Consider the following 16,410-nt stretch of genomic DNA (forward strand, 5'->3'; position numbering starts at 1 on the left):
CCTTTCTTCGTACAGCAAAAAAGGCCCCTTGCCGATTCGTTCGGCAAGGGGCCTTTTGGTTTTTTGGGGCGTTCAGTTTTTCTGGCTGAGTATCATTTTCTTCGCATGGGCCAATGACTCCTTGGTCAGGTCAATACCGCCCAGCATCCGTGCCACCTCTTCGATGCGCTCGTGCTTGCCGAGCTTTGATACCGCAGTGCGCGTCGCATTGCTGTCACGGGCCTTGTGCACGAACAGGTGCTGATGGCCCTGCGCTGCCACCTGGGGCAGGTGGGTGACGGTGATGACCTGGCCGCGCTCGCCCAGGCGGCGCAGCAATTGACCAACAATTTCTGCCGTCGGGCCACCAATGCCCACGTCGACTTCATCGAATACCAGGGTAGGAATCCGCGAGGTCTGAGCGGTGATGACCTGAATGGCCAGGCTGATCCGTGACAGTTCACCGCCGGAAGCGACTTTTGATAAAGGCTTGAGTGGCTGACCCGGGTTGGCGCTGACCAGCAGTTCGACCTGTTCAAGGCCGTAAGGCAGCAGGTCAGCCCCGGTATTGGCCTTGAGCTCGATGTTGAAGCGGCCGCCGGGCATGCCCAGGCGGTGGATCTCCTGTTCCACTGCATGGGCCAGTTCGCTCGACGAGTGGCGCCGCAGGTCGCTCAGTTGCCGGGCTTTTTCCTGATAATGCCGGGCGTAGGCCGTCAGCTCGTTCTGCAGCCGCTCGATCGACTCGTCGCTGGCGTTGAGCGTTTCAATCTCATCGAGCAGCTTCTGATGCAGGGTAGCGACTTCATGGGGCTGGATACGATGTTTGCGTGCCAGGCTGTAGATGGCGTCCAGGCGCTCTTCGATCTGTTGAAGGCGGCCCGGATCGGCATCGAAGTGGTCGAGAAAACGATTGAGTTCGCCCACGGCCTCTTCAACCTGGATCTGGGCGCTGGACAGCAGGTCGGTGGCCTCATTGAGTGGTGTCGAATTGCCGCTCACGCTGGACAGGCGATTGAGGCTGTTGGTCAGGGCGTGCAGGACGTTGCCCGAGTCACTTTCGCTGCATTGTTCGATAACCTGACGGCAGATGCTCAGCAGGCTCTCGGCGTTGGTCAGGGTCTTTTGATCCTGCTCGAGCTGCTCGAGCTCGTTTTCACCAAGGCTGAGATTCTCCAGCTCTTCGAGTTGATAGCTGAGCAACTGGTGGCGCGCGCGTTGTTCATCACCTGAGCTGGACAGGCGCTCCAGCTCGGCGCGTGTCTGGCGCCAGCGCTGCGAGGCCAGTTGTACCTGGCGGGCCAGATCGGTTGCGCCCGCATATTCGTCGAGCAGGCGCCGGTGAGTATCGCTTTTGAGCAGCGACTGGTGTTCATGCTGGCTGTGGATGTCGATCAACAGCTCGCCCAAGGCTTTCAAATCGCCCTGTGGGCATGGCGTGCCGTTGATGTAGGCGCGTGAACGACCTTCAGCAGTGATGACCCGGCGCAGAATGCACAGTGCCTCGCCCTCCAGGTCTCGCTCCTTGAGCCAGGTCTGCGCCTCAGGGATCTTGCTCAGGTCGAACGTGGCCAAAATATCGGCCTTGTCGGCGCCAGGGCGAACCACGCCGCTGTCGGCGCGGTCACCGAGGGTGAGGCCCAGGGCGTCGAGCATGATCGACTTGCCGGCGCCGGTTTCACCCGTGATGACGCTCATGCCGCGATCAAGCTCCAGATCGAGGTGTTCGACGATGGCGTAGTTGTGTACCGAAAGATGAACCAGCATGCAGCGGCTCCAGAACGATTCTTCTGGTTATTTATACAGTGTTTTGTTTCGGCCTGACAATGCCCGTCTCCAATTCGTAATGACTGGTCGTCGGACAGGCCTGCAATTGCCTGATGCGCAAGGTGGATTGGCGGGCTGGCGGTTTTTGCTTTTTACCCTGCACTTCGTGGTGTGCTCCCCTTGAAGCTGGAAATTCCGCTCCCATATAAGGGGCAGAAGCGCGAGTTGGGATCGCGGACGTTTTGGAGAGGAGAGAAGTATGGCTGACGAACAGAATCTGGATACGCACGCTCAGGGGCAGGCCGCACAGGCTGAAGCCGGGGATGATCTGGCGACCCGCGTGCAAGTGCTCGAAGAGCAACTCGCCACCGCGCAGGACCAGTCCCTGCGAGCCGTTGCGGATCTGCAGAATGTCCGCCGCCGTGCCGAGCAGGACGTTGAAAAGGCGCACAAGTTTGCGCTGGAAAAATTCTCCGCCGACCTGTTGCCGATCATCGATAGCCTTGAGCGTGGCCTGGAGCTGTCCAACCCGGACGACCAGAGCATCCGTCCGATGCGTGAAGGCATCGAACTGACCCTCAAGATGTTTCAGGACACGCTCAAGCGCTATCAGCTGGAAGCCGTTGATCCGCATGGCCAGCCGTTCAATGCTGAACAGCACCAGGCGATGGCGATGGAAGAGAACGCCAACGTCGAGCCCAACACCGTACTCAAGGTCTTCCAGAAGGGCTATCAGCTCAATGGCCGCCTGCTGCGCCCGGCCATGGTCGTGGTCAGCAAGGCGCCTTCGCCGGCCACGCCCTCAATTAACGAGCAGGCTTGAAATCGTCCGGGCAGCCCCCATTTAAAGGTCAAGCGTTTAAGTGCTACCGCAATCTGTGAACCCGGTTGCGGCAACCAATCAAAAGTTTCGGGAGAGTCAAGATGGGCAAAATTATCGGTATCGACCTGGGGACCACCAACTCCTGCGTCTCGATTCTGGAAGGCGGCAACGTCAAGGTCATTGAAAACGCCGAAGGTGCGCGTACTACCCCTTCGATCATCGCCTACGCCAACGATGGCGAAATCCTGGTCGGTCAGTCGGCCAAGCGTCAGGCGGTCACCAACCCGCACAACACGCTGTACGCAGTAAAGCGTCTGATCGGCCGTCGTTTCGACGAGGGTGTCGTACAGAAAGACATCCAGATGGTCCCTTACAAGATCACCAAGGCTGACAACGGCGACGCGTGGGTTGAGGTCAATGGCCAGAAAATGGCTCCGCCACAGATCTCGGCTGAAATTCTCAAGAAGATGAAGAAAACCGCCGAAGACTACCTCGGCGAGACCGTGACTGAAGCGGTGATCACCGTTCCGGCCTACTTCAACGACAGCCAACGTCAGGCGACCAAGGACGCCGGCCGTATCGCGGGTCTTGACGTCAAGCGGATCATCAACGAACCGACCGCAGCCGCGCTGGCGTACGGTATGGACAAGGCCAAAGGCGACCACACTGTGATCGTTTATGACCTCGGTGGTGGTACCTTCGACGTATCGGTCATCGAGATCGCTGAAGTCGACGGCGAGCACCAGTTCGAAGTATTGGCCACTAACGGTGACACGTTCCTCGGTGGTGAAGACTTCGATATCCGTCTGATTGACTACCTCGTCGACGAATTCAAGAAAGAAAGCGGCATCAACCTCAAAGGTGATCCGCTGGCCATGCAGCGCCTGAAAGAAGCCGCTGAAAAAGCCAAGATCGAGCTGTCTTCCAGCACCCAGACCGACGTCAACCTGCCGTACATCACTGCAGACGCCACCGGTCCAAAGCACTTGAACGTGAAAATCTCGCGTTCCAAGCTGGAGTCGCTGGTTGAAGACCTGGTGCAGCGCACCATCGAGCCTTGCCGTACTGCTCTGAAAGATGCCGGTATCGACATCGGTGCGATCAACGACGTGATTCTGGTCGGTGGCCAGACCCGTATGCCGCTGGTGCAGAAGCTGGTTGCCGAGTTCTTCGGCAAGGAAGCTCGCAAGGACGTCAACCCGGACGAAGCTGTTGCCATGGGCGCCGCCATTCAGGGCGCGGTTCTGGCCGGTGACGTCAAAGACGTGCTGCTGCTGGACGTCAGCCCGCTGACCCTGGGTATCGAAACCATGGGTGGCGTGATGACTGCGCTGATCGAGAAGAACACCACCATCCCGACCAAGAAGTCGCAAGTGTTCTCCACCGCTGACGACAACCAGAACGCCGTGACCATTCACGTGCTGCAAGGTGAGCGCAAGCAGGCGACCCAGAACAAATCGCTGGGCAAGTTCGACCTGGCCGAGATTCCGCCGGCGCCACGTGGCGTTCCGCAAATCGAGGTGACCTTCGACATCGACGCTAACGGCATCCTGCACGTCGGCGCGAAAGACAAGGCTACCGGCAAGCAGCAGTCGATCGTGATCAAGGCCAACTCCGGTCTGTCCGAGGAAGAAATCCAGCAGATGGTGCGTGATGCCGAGGCTAATGCCGAGGAAGATCGCAAGTTCGAAGAGCTGGCCTCGGCCCGTAACCAGGGTGATGCACTGGTGCACTCGACCCGCAAAATGATTGCCGATGCCGGTGACAAGGTCAGCGCCGAAGAGAAGACCGCAGTGGAAGCGGCTGTTGCTGCGCTGGAAGTGGCAGTGAAGGGCGACGACAAGTCGGTCATCGATGCCAAGGTTGAAGAGCTGTCCAAGGTCTCTGCGCCAATCGCGCAGAAGATGTATGCCGAACAGGCTGAAGCTCCGGAAGCCGCTGCCAAGCCAGCTGAAGGCGCGGCCAAGGCTGATGACGTTGTCGACGCCGAGTTCGAAGAAGTCAAAGACCACAAGTAAGCGCAGGCTCACTTGCAACCCGGTTGACCGCTGTATCGCGGTCGCTGGTAGGATGTCGCCGCGCGGGAGCTTGCTCCCGCGTTGGCGTGTCTGGGATAGACGATTTTTTTATGGCTTGTGCACTGTGCTGCGCAAGTCCTGTGGCAAGGCCGCGGTGCTCCTGCAGTGCGGCTTGTTCTGCCGCTTTTCGCGGCCCTTTGCGGCCGTTGAACGAAGACCAGGATCGTTGAATTGACGTGAGTTGGGTCCGGGCCTGTATTGGGCTCAACGAGTCTGGCCAGGCTCAGGAGGGTTTGGCCGGGCGTCCTCAAGAGTGCGGAAGAATTATGGCGAAGCGTGATTATTACGAAGTATTGGGGGTCGAGCGCGGCGCCAGCGAGGCCGAGCTGAAAAAAGCTTATCGCCGCCTGGCGATGAAGCATCACCCTGACCGTAACCCTGATGACAAGGCATCGGAAGAGCTTTTCAAAGAGGCCAACGAGGCCTACGAAGTGCTGTCCGATACCAGCAAACGTGCGGCCTACGACCAGTACGGCCACGCCGGTGTCGACCCGAGCATGGGCGGCGGCGGTGGCGGCTTTGGTGCCGGTGGCGCGAACTTCTCGGATATTTTCGGTGATGTGTTCAGCGACTTCTTCGGTGGTGGCGGTCGTGGTGGCGCGCGTGGCGGTCCACAGCGCGGCAGCGACCTGCGCTACACCCTTGAGCTGAATCTGGAAGAAGCGGTTCGCGGTACAACCGTGAATATCCGTGTGCCGACGCTGGTCAATTGCAAGCCGTGCGACGGCAGCGGTGCCAAGAAAGGCTCCTCGCCTGTCACGTGTCCGACCTGTGGCGGCATTGGTCAGGTGCGCATGCAGCAGGGCTTCTTCTCGGTGCAGCAGACCTGCCCGCGTTGTCATGGCCAGGGCAAGATCATTTCTGATCCGTGCGATTCCTGTAATGGCGAAGGCCGGGTCGAAGAGTACAAGACCTTGTCGGTCAAAGTGCCTTCGGGGGTCGATACCGGCGATCGCATTCGTCTGTCTGGCGAAGGTGAGGCGGGGCCGCAAGGTGGTCCGAATGGCGATCTGTACGTTGTCATTAATGTTCGCGAGCACCCGATTTTCCAGCGCGATGGCAAGCATCTGTTCTGCGAAGTGCCAATCAGCTTCACTGATGCAGCCTTGGGCGGCGAGCTTGAAGTGCCGACTCTTGAGGGGCGGGTCAAGCTGAAGATCCCTGAGGGCACCCAGACCGGCAAGCAGTTCCGTCTGCGTGGCAAAGGTGTGGCTCCAGTGCGTGGTGGTGGGCCGGGTGACCTGATGTGTCGGGTCGCCGTTGAGACGCCGGTCAACCTCAGCAAGCGCCAGCGTGAATTGCTGGAAGAGTTCCGCGAGTCGCTGCAAAGCGACGAATCACATTCGCCCAAGGCCAGTGGCTGGTTCGAAGGTGTGAAGCGGTTCTTTGGCGACTTGTAAGGCCACCAACCAGAAGCCCTCGTGAGAGCGTCGCTTTCCCGAGGGCTGGCAGGAGCAGAATATGCGACGTATAGCTATTACCGGTGCCGCTGGGCGCATGGGCAAGATTCTTATCGAGGCGGTTGGTCAGGCGCAGGGTGCCGGGCTTACCGCAGCAGTTGATCGTCCTGACAGCACGCTGGTTGGTGCTGATGCCGGCGAGCTGGCTGGGCAGGGGCGCATTGGCGTGCCGCTGTCGGGCGACCTGGCTCGTGTGGCGCAAGAGTTTGATGTGCTGATCGACTTCACTCACCCATCGGTGACCCTGAAGAACCTGGCGTTTTGCCGCAAGGCTGGCAAGGCCATGGTCATCGGCACCACGGGTTTCAGCGCCGAAGAAAAGCAGCGTATCGAAGAGGCGGCCAAGGACATTCCGATTGTCTTTGCGGCTAACTACAGTGTCGGTGTCAACCTGTGCCTGAAGTTGCTGGATACCGCCGCGCGGGTGCTGGGGGATGAAGTCGATATCGAGATCAGCGAGGCGCACCATCGGCACAAGGTCGACGCACCGTCGGGGACCGCGCTGCGCATGGGTGAGGTGGTCGCTGCTGCACTGGGCCGCGATCTCGAGAAGGTGGCGGTGTACGGTCGTGAAGGCCAGACAGGTGCCCGTGATCGGCAGACCATTGGTTTTGCGACCACGCGTGCCGGTGACATTGTCGGTGATCATACCGTGCTGTTTGCTGCTGATGGCGAGCGTGTGGAGATTACCCACAAGGCTTCCAGCCGAATGACCTTTGCTCGTGGTGCGGTGCGTGCGGCACTGTGGCTGGACGGCAAGATACCCGGCCTGTATGACATGCAGGACGTGCTCGAACTGCGTTGAGCCGTTGTCATTTTTAGTGAAAAAACCAGGCCGTTCTTGATTCTTTGCTCAGTGACGGCCTTGTTTAACCAGTCTTGGGCCGATTGGTGGTAGACCAAAACAGCCCTTTTCTGTAAGCTACAGCTTTAGTGTGTCCACTAAAAGCGCGCAGATGAATCTATCCAAGAAAGCGGGGTGACGTATCGAAACGTCACTCCGCTTTTTTGCAACCTGCGAACGCCCTTTCAGGCTTTAACTACGGGAGGTCTTCTTGACTAAGCCAGCCATACTCGCCCTTGCTGATGGCAGCATTTTTCGCGGCGAAGCCATTGGAGCCGACGGCCAGACCGTTGGAGAGGTGGTGTTCAACACCGCAATGACCGGCTATCAGGAAATCCTTACCGATCCTTCCTATGCCCAACAAATCGTTACCCTGACCTACCCGCATGTCGGCAATACGGGCACCACGCCTGAAGACGCCGAGTCTGATCGTGTATGGTCGGCTGGCCTGGTCATTCGTGACCTGCCGCTGGTGGCCAGCAACTGGCGTAACAAGCTGTCGCTGCAAGACTATCTCAAGGCCAACAACGTGGTGGCCATTGCCGGGATCGACACTCGCCGCCTGACCCGCATCCTGCGTGAGAAGGGCGCTCAGAACGGCTGCATCCTGGCCGGCGACAACATCAGCGAAGAAGCGGCGATTGCTGCTGCGCGTGGTTTCCCTGGCCTTAAAGGCATGGACCTGGCCAAAGTTGTCAGCACCAAAGAGCGTTACGAGTGGCGCTCCAGTGTCTGGGAACTGAAAACCGATAGCCATCCGCAAATCCCGGCGGCCGATCTGCCTTACCATGTCGTGGCTTTCGACTATGGCGTCAAGGTCAATATTCTGCGCATGCTGGTGGCTCGCGGCTGCCGCGTCACCGTGGTGCCTGCCCAAACCCCGGCCAGCGAAGTGCTGGCGCTTAATCCTGACGGCGTGTTCCTGTCCAACGGCCCTGGCGATCCAGAGCCTTGTGACTACGCCATCGCTGCCATCAAGCAAGTGCTGGAAACCGAAATTCCGGTGTTCGGTATCTGCCTGGGTCACCAGTTGCTGGCCCTGGCTTCGGGCGCCAAGACCGTCAAAATGGGGCATGGCCACCACGGCGCCAACCACCCGGTCCAGGATCTGGACACTGGTGTGGTCATGATCACCAGCCAGAACCACGGTTTTGCGGTAGACGAAGCGACCCTGCCGGGCAACGTTCGCGCCATCCACAAATCGCTGTTCGACGGTACCCTGCAGGGTATCGAGCGCACCGACAAGAGCGCGTTCAGCTTCCAGGGTCACCCTGAAGCCAGCCCTGGCCCGACTGACGTGGCGCCACTGTTCGACCGCTTTATCGATGCGATGGCCAAGCGTCGCTGACCGGTTGCCTTGAGAATGAAGTAATCAGGTGTCAGGGTGGCCCCGGCAATCTCTGTAGCAGGAGTTGCGCCAGGCGCTGCCACCCGGTACCGCAATGAATTGATCAAGACGGCTTGCCGACTGACCTGCGGATTTGAGTGACAACCCATGCCAAAACGTACAGACATTAAAAGTATCCTGATTCTCGGCGCCGGCCCCATCGTGATCGGCCAGGCCTGTGAATTCGACTACTCCGGCGCCCAGGCCTGTAAAGCCCTGCGCGAAGAGGGTTACCGGGTTATCCTGGTGAACTCCAACCCGGCCACCATCATGACCGACCCGGCCATGGCGGACGCGACCTACATCGAGCCGATCAAGTGGCAGAGTGTTGCCAAGATCATCGAGAAAGAGCGTCCAGATGCCGTATTGCCGACCATGGGCGGCCAGACTGCACTGAACTGCGCTTTGGACCTGGAGCGCGAAGGCGTTCTGGAAAAGTTCGGCGTGGAAATGATCGGTGCCAATGCTGACACCATCGACAAGGCCGAAGACCGTTCGCGTTTCGACAAGGCCATGAAGGCCATTGGCCTGGCCTGCCCGCGTTCCGGTATCGCCCATTCCATGGAAGAAGCCAACGCGGTACTGGAGACGCTGGGTTTCCCTTGCATCATCCGCCCGTCCTTCACCATGGGTGGCACCGGTGGCGGTATCGCTTACAACCGTGAAGAGTTCGAAGAAATCTGCGCCCGTGGTCTGGATCTGTCGCCAACCAAGGAACTGCTGATCGACGAATCGCTGATCGGCTGGAAAGAGTACGAGATGGAAGTTGTCCGTGACAAAAAGGACAACTGCATCATCGTCTGCTCCATCGAAAACTTTGACCCGATGGGCGTGCACACCGGTGACTCGATCACTGTGGCACCTGCACAGACCCTGACCGACAAGGAATACCAGATCCTGCGTAACGCCTCGCTGGCGGTGCTGCGCGAGATCGGCGTTGAGACCGGTGGCTCCAACGTTCAGTTCGGTATTTGCCCGAACACCGGCCGTATGGTCGTGATCGAGATGAACCCGCGTGTTTCGCGTTCCTCGGCGCTGGCTTCCAAGGCAACCGGTTTCCCGATCGCCAAGATCGCGGCCAAGCTGGCTGTGGGTTACACCCTCGACGAGCTGCAGAACGACATCACTGGCGGCAAGACCCCGGCGTCTTTCGAACCGTCGATCGACTACGTCGTGACCAAGCTGCCGCGCTTTGCGTTCGAGAAGTTCTCCAATGCCGACGCTCGCCTGACCACTCAGATGAAGTCGGTGGGTGAGGTCATGGCCATTGGTCGTACCTTCCAGGAGTCCCTGCAGAAAGCCCTGCGCGGTCTGGAAGTCGGTGTCAGCGGTCTGGATCCGAAACTGGACCTGAGCCACCCGGAAAGCATGAGCACGCTCAAGCGTGAACTGACCGTTCCAGGTGCTGAGCGTATCTGGTACGTCGCCGATGCGTTCCGTGCCGGTTTCAGCGTCGAAGACATCTTTGGCATGAACATGATCGACCCTTGGTTCCTGGTGCAGATCGAAGATCTGATCAAGGATGAAGAGAAGATCAAGACCCAGGGTCTGTCGGCCATCGACCGTGACCTGATGTTGCGCCTCAAGCGCAAAGGCTTCTCCGATGCCCGTCTGGCCAAGCTGCTGGGCGTGACCGAGAAGAACCTGCGCACTCACCGCCAGAAACTGGAAGTGTTCCCGGTTTACAAGCGCGTTGACACCTGTGCGGCCGAGTTCGCCACCGACACTGCGTACATGTACTCCACGTACGAAGAAGAGTGCGAAGCCAATCCTTCGACGCGCGACAAGATCATGATCCTCGGTGGCGGTCCGAACCGTATCGGCCAAGGTATCGAGTTCGACTACTGCTGTGTACACGCGGCCCTCGCGCTGCGTGACGATGGCTATGAAACGATCATGGTCAACTGCAACCCGGAAACCGTCTCCACCGACTACGACACCTCTGATCGCCTGTACTTCGAGCCAGTGACCCTGGAAGACGTGCTGGAAATCGTCCGTGTCGAGAAGCCAAAAGGTGTGATTGTCCAGTACGGTGGCCAGACGCCGCTGAAACTGGCGCGTGCCCTTGAAGCAGCCGGCGTGCCGATCATCGGCACCAGCCCTGATGCCATCGACCGTGCTGAAGACCGTGAGCGCTTCCAGCAGATGGTTGAGCGCCTGAACCTGCGCCAGCCACCAAACGCCACCGTGCGCAGCGAAGACGAAGCGATTCGTGCAGCGGCCAAGATCGGTTACCCGCTGGTGGTGCGTCCATCCTATGTATTGGGTGGCCGTGCGATGGAAATCGTCTATCAGGAAGAAGAGCTCAAGCGCTACCTGCGCGAGGCCGTTCAGGTCTCCAACGACAGCCCGGTGCTGCTCGATCACTTCCTCAACTGCGCAATCGAGATGGACGTCGATGCTGTCAGCGACGGCACCGATGTGGTGATCGGTGCGATCATGCAGCACATCGAGCAAGCCGGTGTTCACTCCGGTGACTCGGCCTGTTCGCTGCCGCCGTACTCGTTGCCGGCCCATATCCAGGACGAGATGCGCGACCAGGTCAAGAAGATGGCCCTTGAGCTGGGTGTCGTCGGCCTGATGAACGTGCAGTTGGCGTTGCAGGGCGAGGACATCTACGTCATTGAAGTGAACCCGCGTGCTTCGCGTACCGTGCCGTTCGTTTCCAAGTGCATCGGTGTATCCCTGGCAATGATCGCAGCCCGTGTCATGGCCGGCAAAACCCTGAAAGAGCTGGGCTTCACCAAGGAAATCATTCCTGACTTCTACAGCGTCAAGGAAGCGGTGTTCCCATTTGCCAAGTTCCCGGGTGTTGACCCGATCCTCGGCCCGGAGATGAAATCCACCGGTGAAGTGATGGGCGTGGGCGACACCTTCGGCGAGGCATTTGCCAAAGCCCAGATGGGTGCCAGCGAAGTGCTGCCAACGGGCGGTACTGCGTTCATCAGCGTGCGTGACGACGACAAGCCGCTCGTGGCGGGTGTCGCCCGTGACCTGATCAACCTTGGTTTCGAGGTGGTCGCTACCGCTGGTACTGCCAAGCTGATCGAAGCTGCGGGCCTGAAGGTGCGCCGGGTCAACAAGGTGACCGAAGGTCGCCCGCACGTTGTCGACATGATCAAGAACGACGAAGTGACTTTGATCATCAATACCACCGAAGGCCGTCAGTCGATCGCTGACTCCTACTCCATTCGTCGCAATGCGCTGCAGCACAAGATCTACTGCACAACCACCATTGCGGCTGGCGAAGCGGTCTGTGAAGCGCTCAAGTTCGGTCCGGAAAAGACCGTGCGTCGCTTGCAGGACCTCCATGCAGGAATGAAAGGATGAGTACCAAGTACCCAATGACCGTCGAGGGCGCTCGTGCGCTCGAAGAGGAACTGGCCCACCTGACCAAGGTGGTCCGGCCAAAACTCAGTCAGGACATCGGCGAAGCACGCGAGCTGGGTGACCTGAAGGAAAACGCCGAATACCATGCCGCCCGTGAGCAGCAGGGCATGGTTGAAGCGCGCATCCGTGACATCGAAGGCCGCATGCAGAACGCTGTGATCATCGATGTCACGACCATCCCGCATACCGGTAAGGTGGTGTTCGGCACTACCGTGGAAATCGCTAACGTCGAAACCGACGAAAGCGTGATCTACAAGCTTGTAGGTGAGGATGAGGCAGATGCCAAGCAGGGCAAGATTTCTGTCACTTCGCCAATTGCACGCGCGTTGATCGCCAAGCAAGAAGGTGACACCGTGGTGGTGAAGGCCCCCGGTGGTGATGTTGAGTACGAAATCATCGAGGTTCGTCACATCTGACACCTCGGGCCAGCACCGATGTAACAGGCAGGCTGTTCATCCTCAGGGGTGAGCGGCCTGTTTCATCTATCCAGTCCCGATTTTCAGGCAGCTTGCTGCGCAGTGTCCTCGGACCCTGTAAGGTAGCTGAATGAAGGTTTTGCCAAGTGGGTGAAGCAGGCCGACCGTTGGTCGAAGGGTAGCAGGGCGCGCGATTGCGGCCCTGACGATGCGCGAATCAGCCGGCGCGATGAACGTTGGACAGGTTCTTGTTCGGCTTGGGATTCTTGCGGTAGATCAGTGCCATCTTGCCGATGACCTGAACCAGCTCTGCCGAGCCGCTCTTGCACAGCTCTGCGATGCTCTGCAGTCGGCTTTCGCGATCCAGGATGTTGAGCTTGATCTTGATCAGCTCGTGGTCGTTCAGAGCGCGTTCAAGCTCGGCGAGCACACCTTCGGTCAAACCATTGTCAGCCACGATCAGAACCGGCTTGAGGTGGTGGCCAATGGATTTGTACTGTTTCTTCTGCTCTTGAGTGAGCGGCATAATCTGACCCCTGCGTCTGGTCTGGTGAAAAACGGCGGCTAGTTTACCCGAGCAAGTCCGAGACCGCCCATATAATCGCGACCCGTTTAAAATTGAGGTGCCCTGTGGCCCGTTCCAAATCAAGCCAAGGCTGGCTTAAAGAACATTTCGACGATAAATACGTGAAGATGGCGCAAAAAGACGGCTATCGTTCGCGCGCCAGTTACAAGCTTCTGGAGATCCAGGAGAAGGACAGAATCATTCGCCCAGGCATGACCGTGATCGACCTGGGAGCGGCCCCGGGCGGCTGGTCTCAGGTCACCAGTCGGCTGATTGGTGGTCAGGGCAAGCTGATCGCTTCGGACATTCTGGAAATGGACAGCATTCCGGATGTCACTTTCATTTGCGGCGACTTTACCCAGGACGCCGTGCTGGCGCAGATCCTCGAGGCGGTAGGTAATACGCAAGTAGACCTTGTTATTTCCGATATGGCCCCCAATATGAGTGGATTGAGCGCTGTGGATATGCCTCGTGCCATGTTCCTCTGTGAGCTGGCGCTGGACCTGGCGGGGCGTGTGTTGCGTCCAGGTGGCGATTTCCTCATCAAGATTTTCCAGGGTGAGGGCTTCGATACCTACCACAAGGACATCCGTCGGCTGTTCGACAAGGTGCAGATGCGCAAGCCGTTGTCATCGCGCGACCGGTCTCGCGAGCAATACCTTCTGGCCCGTGGCTTCCGTGGTCTGGAGGGTTCGGCCAGCGAAGAGCGTCTTTGATCCTGTGCCGGGCGCTTTTGGTATGGTGCGATAGTTTTTTTCAAATGGCGTGCAGATGTCGCCTGAATGAACATCTTGTAGCTAATGTTTCACAAAGGGTTACAGACGGCGCCTGCCACATTGGGGGGTTCTGTAGTAAGTTAGGGCGGTGATTATCATGCGAGGCACGCTTGCTGCGTGGAGCTTGCTTCAGAGGGTAGCTAATTGAACGATATGGCAAAGAATTTGATCCTGTGGTTGATCATCGCGGCTGTCCTGGTGACGGTGATGAACAACTTCTCCAGCCCGAACGAGCCGCAGACCCTCAACTACTCCGAATTCATCCAGCAGGTGAAGAGCGGCAAGGTCGAGAAAGTCTCTGTGGACGGCTATGTCATCACAGGCAAGCGCAGTGACGGCGATACCTTCAAGACCATCCGCCCTGCCATCCAGGATAACGGCCTGATCGGTGATCTGGTCGACAACAACGTGGTCGTCGAAGGTAAACAGCCTGAGCAGCAGAGTATCTGGACCCAGTTGCTGGTGGCCAGCTTCCCGATCCTGGTGATCATTGCTGTCTTCATGTTCTTCATGCGGCAGATGCAGGGCGGCGCCGGCGGTAAGGGCGGGCCGATGAGTTTCGGCAAGAGCAAGGCGCGCCTGCTCTCGGAAGATCAGGTCAAGACGACCCTGGCCGACGTTGCAGGTTGTGATGAAGCCAAGGAAGAAGTCGGCGAGCTGGTCGAGTTCCTGCGTGATCCGGGCAAGTTCCAGCGCCTGGGCGGTCGGATCCCGCGCGGCGTACTGATGGTCGGTCCTCCGGGCACCGGTAAGACCTTGCTCGCCAAGGCCATTGCTGGTGAAGCCAAGGTGCCGTTCTTCACGATTTCCGGTTCAGACTTCGTCGAGATGTTCGTCGGTGTTGGTGCCAGCCGGGTCCGTGACATGTTCGAGCAGGCCAAGAAGCATGCGCCATGCATCATCTTCATCGACGAAATCGATGCGGTCGGTCGTCATCGCGGTGCCGGTATGGGCGGTGGTCACGATGAGCGCGAGCAGACCCTCAACCAGTTGCTGGTAGAGATGGACGGCTTCGAAATGAATGACGGCATTATCGTCATTGCAGCGACCAACCGTCCCGACGTTCTTGACCCGGCGCTGCTGCGTCCAGGCCGCTTCGACCGTCAGGTGGTCGTCGGTCTGCCGGATATCCGTGGTCGCGAGCAGATTCTCAAGGTCCACATGCGCAAAGTGCCGATGGGCGAGAACGTCAATCCGGCAGTGATCGCACGCGGTACGCCTGGCTTCTCTGGTGCCGACCTGGCCAACCTGGTCAACGAAGCGTCACTGTTTGCTGCCCGCAGCGGCAAGCGCCTGGTCGAAATGAAAGAGTTCGAGCTGGCCAAAGACAAGATCATGATGGGCGCCGAGCGCAAAAGCATGGTCATGTCCGAGAAAGAGAAACAGAACACCGCTTATCACGAAGCAGGCCACGCGATCGTTGGTCGTCTGGTGCCGGAACATGACCCGGTCTACAAGGTTTCGATCATCCCGCGTGGTCGTGCCCTCGGTGTCACCATGTTCCTGCCTGAAGAGGATCGCTACAGCCTCTCCAAGCGGGCGCTGATCAGCCAGATCTGCTCGCTGTATGGCGGCCGTATCGCTGAGGAAATGACCCTGGGCTTCGATGGGGTTACCACCGGCGCCTCCAATGACATCATGCGCGCCAGCCAGATTGCCCGGAACATGGTGACCAAGTGGGGGCTGTCCGAGAAGCTTGGCCCGCTGATGTACACGGAGGACGAGGACTCAGGTTACCTGGGGCGCGGTTCGAGCCAGAACACCAGTTTCTCCGGTGATACGGCCAAGCTGATCGACTCTGAAGTGCGCAGCATCATCGATCTTTGTTATGGCACGGCCAAGCAATTGCTGACCGATAACCGTGACAAGCTCGATGCCATGGCTGATGCGCTGATGAAGTACGAGACCATCGACAGCGACCAGATCGACGACATCATGGCCGGTCGCACGCCGCGTGAGCCTCGTGATTGGGAAGGTGGTTCCGGTACCAACGGTACGCCAATTCCCGAGCCCCGTCCTGAAGCGCCTATCGGCGGCCCTGCTGCCGATCATTAAGGTCTGACATGACTTCAACGCTGTATCCGACCCGGTTGCCTTGCGGCAACCGGGTTCTTGATTTGGTCCGGACGCATGTCATGGGCATTCTGAATGCGACTCCCGACTCTTTCTCCGATGGCGGCCGCTACAGCCAGCTTGATGCTGCGCTGCGCCATGCCGAAGCGATGGTGCTGGCTGGTGCGACTCTGATCGATATTGGTGGTGAGTCCACTCGCCCCGGTGCGCCACCGGTCTCTGTGCCCGAAGAGCTGGAGCGGGTTGCGCCGTTGGTCGAGCGGGTCGCTCAAGAGCTGGATGTGGTGATTTCCGTCGATACCTCAACCCCTGAGGTAATGCTGGAAACCGCACGTCTGGGGGCGGGTCTGATCAACGACGTCCGCTCGCTGCGCCGTCCTGGTGCTCTGGAGGCGGCTGCGCAGACCGGTTTGCCGGTTTGTCTGATGCACATGCTGGGCGAGCCTGGCGATATGCAGGATAATCCGCACTATCGCGACCTGGTTCAGGAAGTCAGTGATTTTCTGGTCGAGCGTATGAAGCAGTGCGCAGCCGTCGGTATTGGCGCTGAGCGCATTATTCTCGACCCCGGGTTTGGCTTCGCCAAGACACTGGATCACAATCTCAGCCTGTTCAAGCGCATGGAAGTTCTGCATGCGTTGGGGCGCCCACTCTTGGTGGGTGTCTCGCGCAAGAGCATGATTGGCGGTGTGCTGGGGCGTGCGGTGGATGAGCGCCTGTATGGCGGTCTGGCCCTGGCGGCTCTGGCGATGAGCAAGGGCGCGCGGATCCTGCGTGTGCACGATGTTGCTGAGACGGTCGATGTCGTGCGCATGATTACAGCTGTCGAGTCAGCTGAATAAGAACACTGTG

The 16,410-nt window shown here is 58.9% G+C and carries 12 protein-coding genes; 10 read left to right on the top strand and 2 right to left on the bottom strand.

Annotated features, from left to right (window positions below):
* Window positions 1–72: 72 nt before the first annotated feature.
* On the bottom strand, window positions 73–1,746 hold the full coding sequence (gene recN / locus NJC40_RS11045; RefSeq protein WP_045487690.1) for a DNA repair protein RecN: 1,674 nt from the start codon (window positions 1,744–1,746) through the stop codon (window positions 73–75).
* 259 nt (window positions 1,747–2,005) lie between these two features.
* On the opposite strand from recN, the gene grpE reads away from it, so the two are divergent.
* The 7 genes from grpE to greA all read left to right on the top strand — a co-directional run bounded on the left by grpE (window position 2,006) and on the right by greA (window position 12,144).
* Window positions 2,006–2,569, top strand: a complete 564-nt coding sequence (grpE, locus tag NJC40_RS11050) for a nucleotide exchange factor GrpE (RefSeq protein WP_045487692.1) — start codon at window positions 2,006–2,008, stop codon at window positions 2,567–2,569.
* A 101-nt stretch (window positions 2,570–2,670) separates the two neighbouring features.
* Complete coding sequence (gene dnaK / locus NJC40_RS11055; protein ID WP_253116386.1) at window positions 2,671–4,587, top strand: molecular chaperone DnaK; 1,917 nt, start codon at window positions 2,671–2,673, stop codon at window positions 4,585–4,587.
* A gap of 326 nt (window positions 4,588–4,913) precedes the next feature.
* Entirely contained in the window at window positions 4,914–6,047 is a 1,134-nt protein-coding gene (gene dnaJ / locus NJC40_RS11060) for a molecular chaperone DnaJ (protein ID WP_045487697.1), read from the top strand.
* 61 nt (window positions 6,048–6,108) lie between these two features.
* Window positions 6,109–6,912, top strand: a complete 804-nt coding sequence (dapB, locus tag NJC40_RS11065) for a 4-hydroxy-tetrahydrodipicolinate reductase (protein ID WP_253139392.1) — start codon at window positions 6,109–6,111, stop codon at window positions 6,910–6,912.
* Between the two features lie 250 nt (window positions 6,913–7,162).
* Window positions 7,163–8,299: a glutamine-hydrolyzing carbamoyl-phosphate synthase small subunit gene (carA, locus tag NJC40_RS11070; protein ID WP_253139389.1), complete on the top strand. Its 1,137-nt coding sequence runs from the start codon at window positions 7,163–7,165 to the stop codon at window positions 8,297–8,299.
* A gap of 147 nt (window positions 8,300–8,446) precedes the next feature.
* On the top strand, window positions 8,447–11,668 hold the full coding sequence (gene carB, locus NJC40_RS11075) for a carbamoyl-phosphate synthase large subunit (protein WP_045487704.1): 3,222 nt from the start codon (window positions 8,447–8,449) through the stop codon (window positions 11,666–11,668).
* Window positions 11,665–12,144: a transcription elongation factor GreA gene (gene greA / locus NJC40_RS11080; RefSeq protein WP_045487706.1), complete on the top strand. Its 480-nt coding sequence runs from the start codon at window positions 11,665–11,667 to the stop codon at window positions 12,142–12,144. The genes carB and greA overlap by 4 nt, the downstream gene beginning before the upstream one ends.
* 217 nt (window positions 12,145–12,361) lie before the next feature.
* Here the strand turns inward: greA and NJC40_RS11085 are convergent, their stop codons facing one another.
* Window positions 12,362–12,670, bottom strand: coding sequence for a YhbY family RNA-binding protein (locus NJC40_RS11085; protein ID WP_045487708.1), 309 nt, complete (start codon window positions 12,668–12,670; stop codon window positions 12,362–12,364).
* A gap of 104 nt (window positions 12,671–12,774) precedes the next feature.
* On the opposite strand from NJC40_RS11085, the gene rlmE reads away from it, so the two are divergent.
* The 3 genes from rlmE to folP all read left to right on the top strand — a co-directional run bounded on the left by rlmE (window position 12,775) and on the right by folP (window position 16,400).
* On the top strand, window positions 12,775–13,425 hold the full coding sequence (gene rlmE, locus NJC40_RS11090; RefSeq protein WP_045487710.1) for a 23S rRNA (uridine(2552)-2'-O)-methyltransferase RlmE: 651 nt from the start codon (window positions 12,775–12,777) through the stop codon (window positions 13,423–13,425).
* A 213-nt stretch (window positions 13,426–13,638) separates the two neighbouring features.
* Window positions 13,639–15,540, top strand: coding sequence for an ATP-dependent zinc metalloprotease FtsH (ftsH, locus tag NJC40_RS11095; RefSeq protein ID WP_045487713.1), 1,902 nt, complete (start codon window positions 13,639–13,641; stop codon window positions 15,538–15,540).
* Between the two features lie 8 nt (window positions 15,541–15,548).
* Window positions 15,549–16,400 (top strand): dihydropteroate synthase, encoded by an 852-nt coding sequence (gene folP / locus NJC40_RS11100; RefSeq protein WP_253139386.1) that lies wholly within the window; start codon window positions 15,549–15,551, stop codon window positions 16,398–16,400.
* The last annotated feature ends 10 nt before the right edge of the window (window positions 16,401–16,410 follow it).

The sequence above is a fragment of the Pseudomonas sp. 21LCFQ02 genome (assembly GCF_024129895.2).
Classification (GTDB): Bacteria; Pseudomonadota; Gammaproteobacteria; order Pseudomonadales; family Pseudomonadaceae; genus Aquipseudomonas.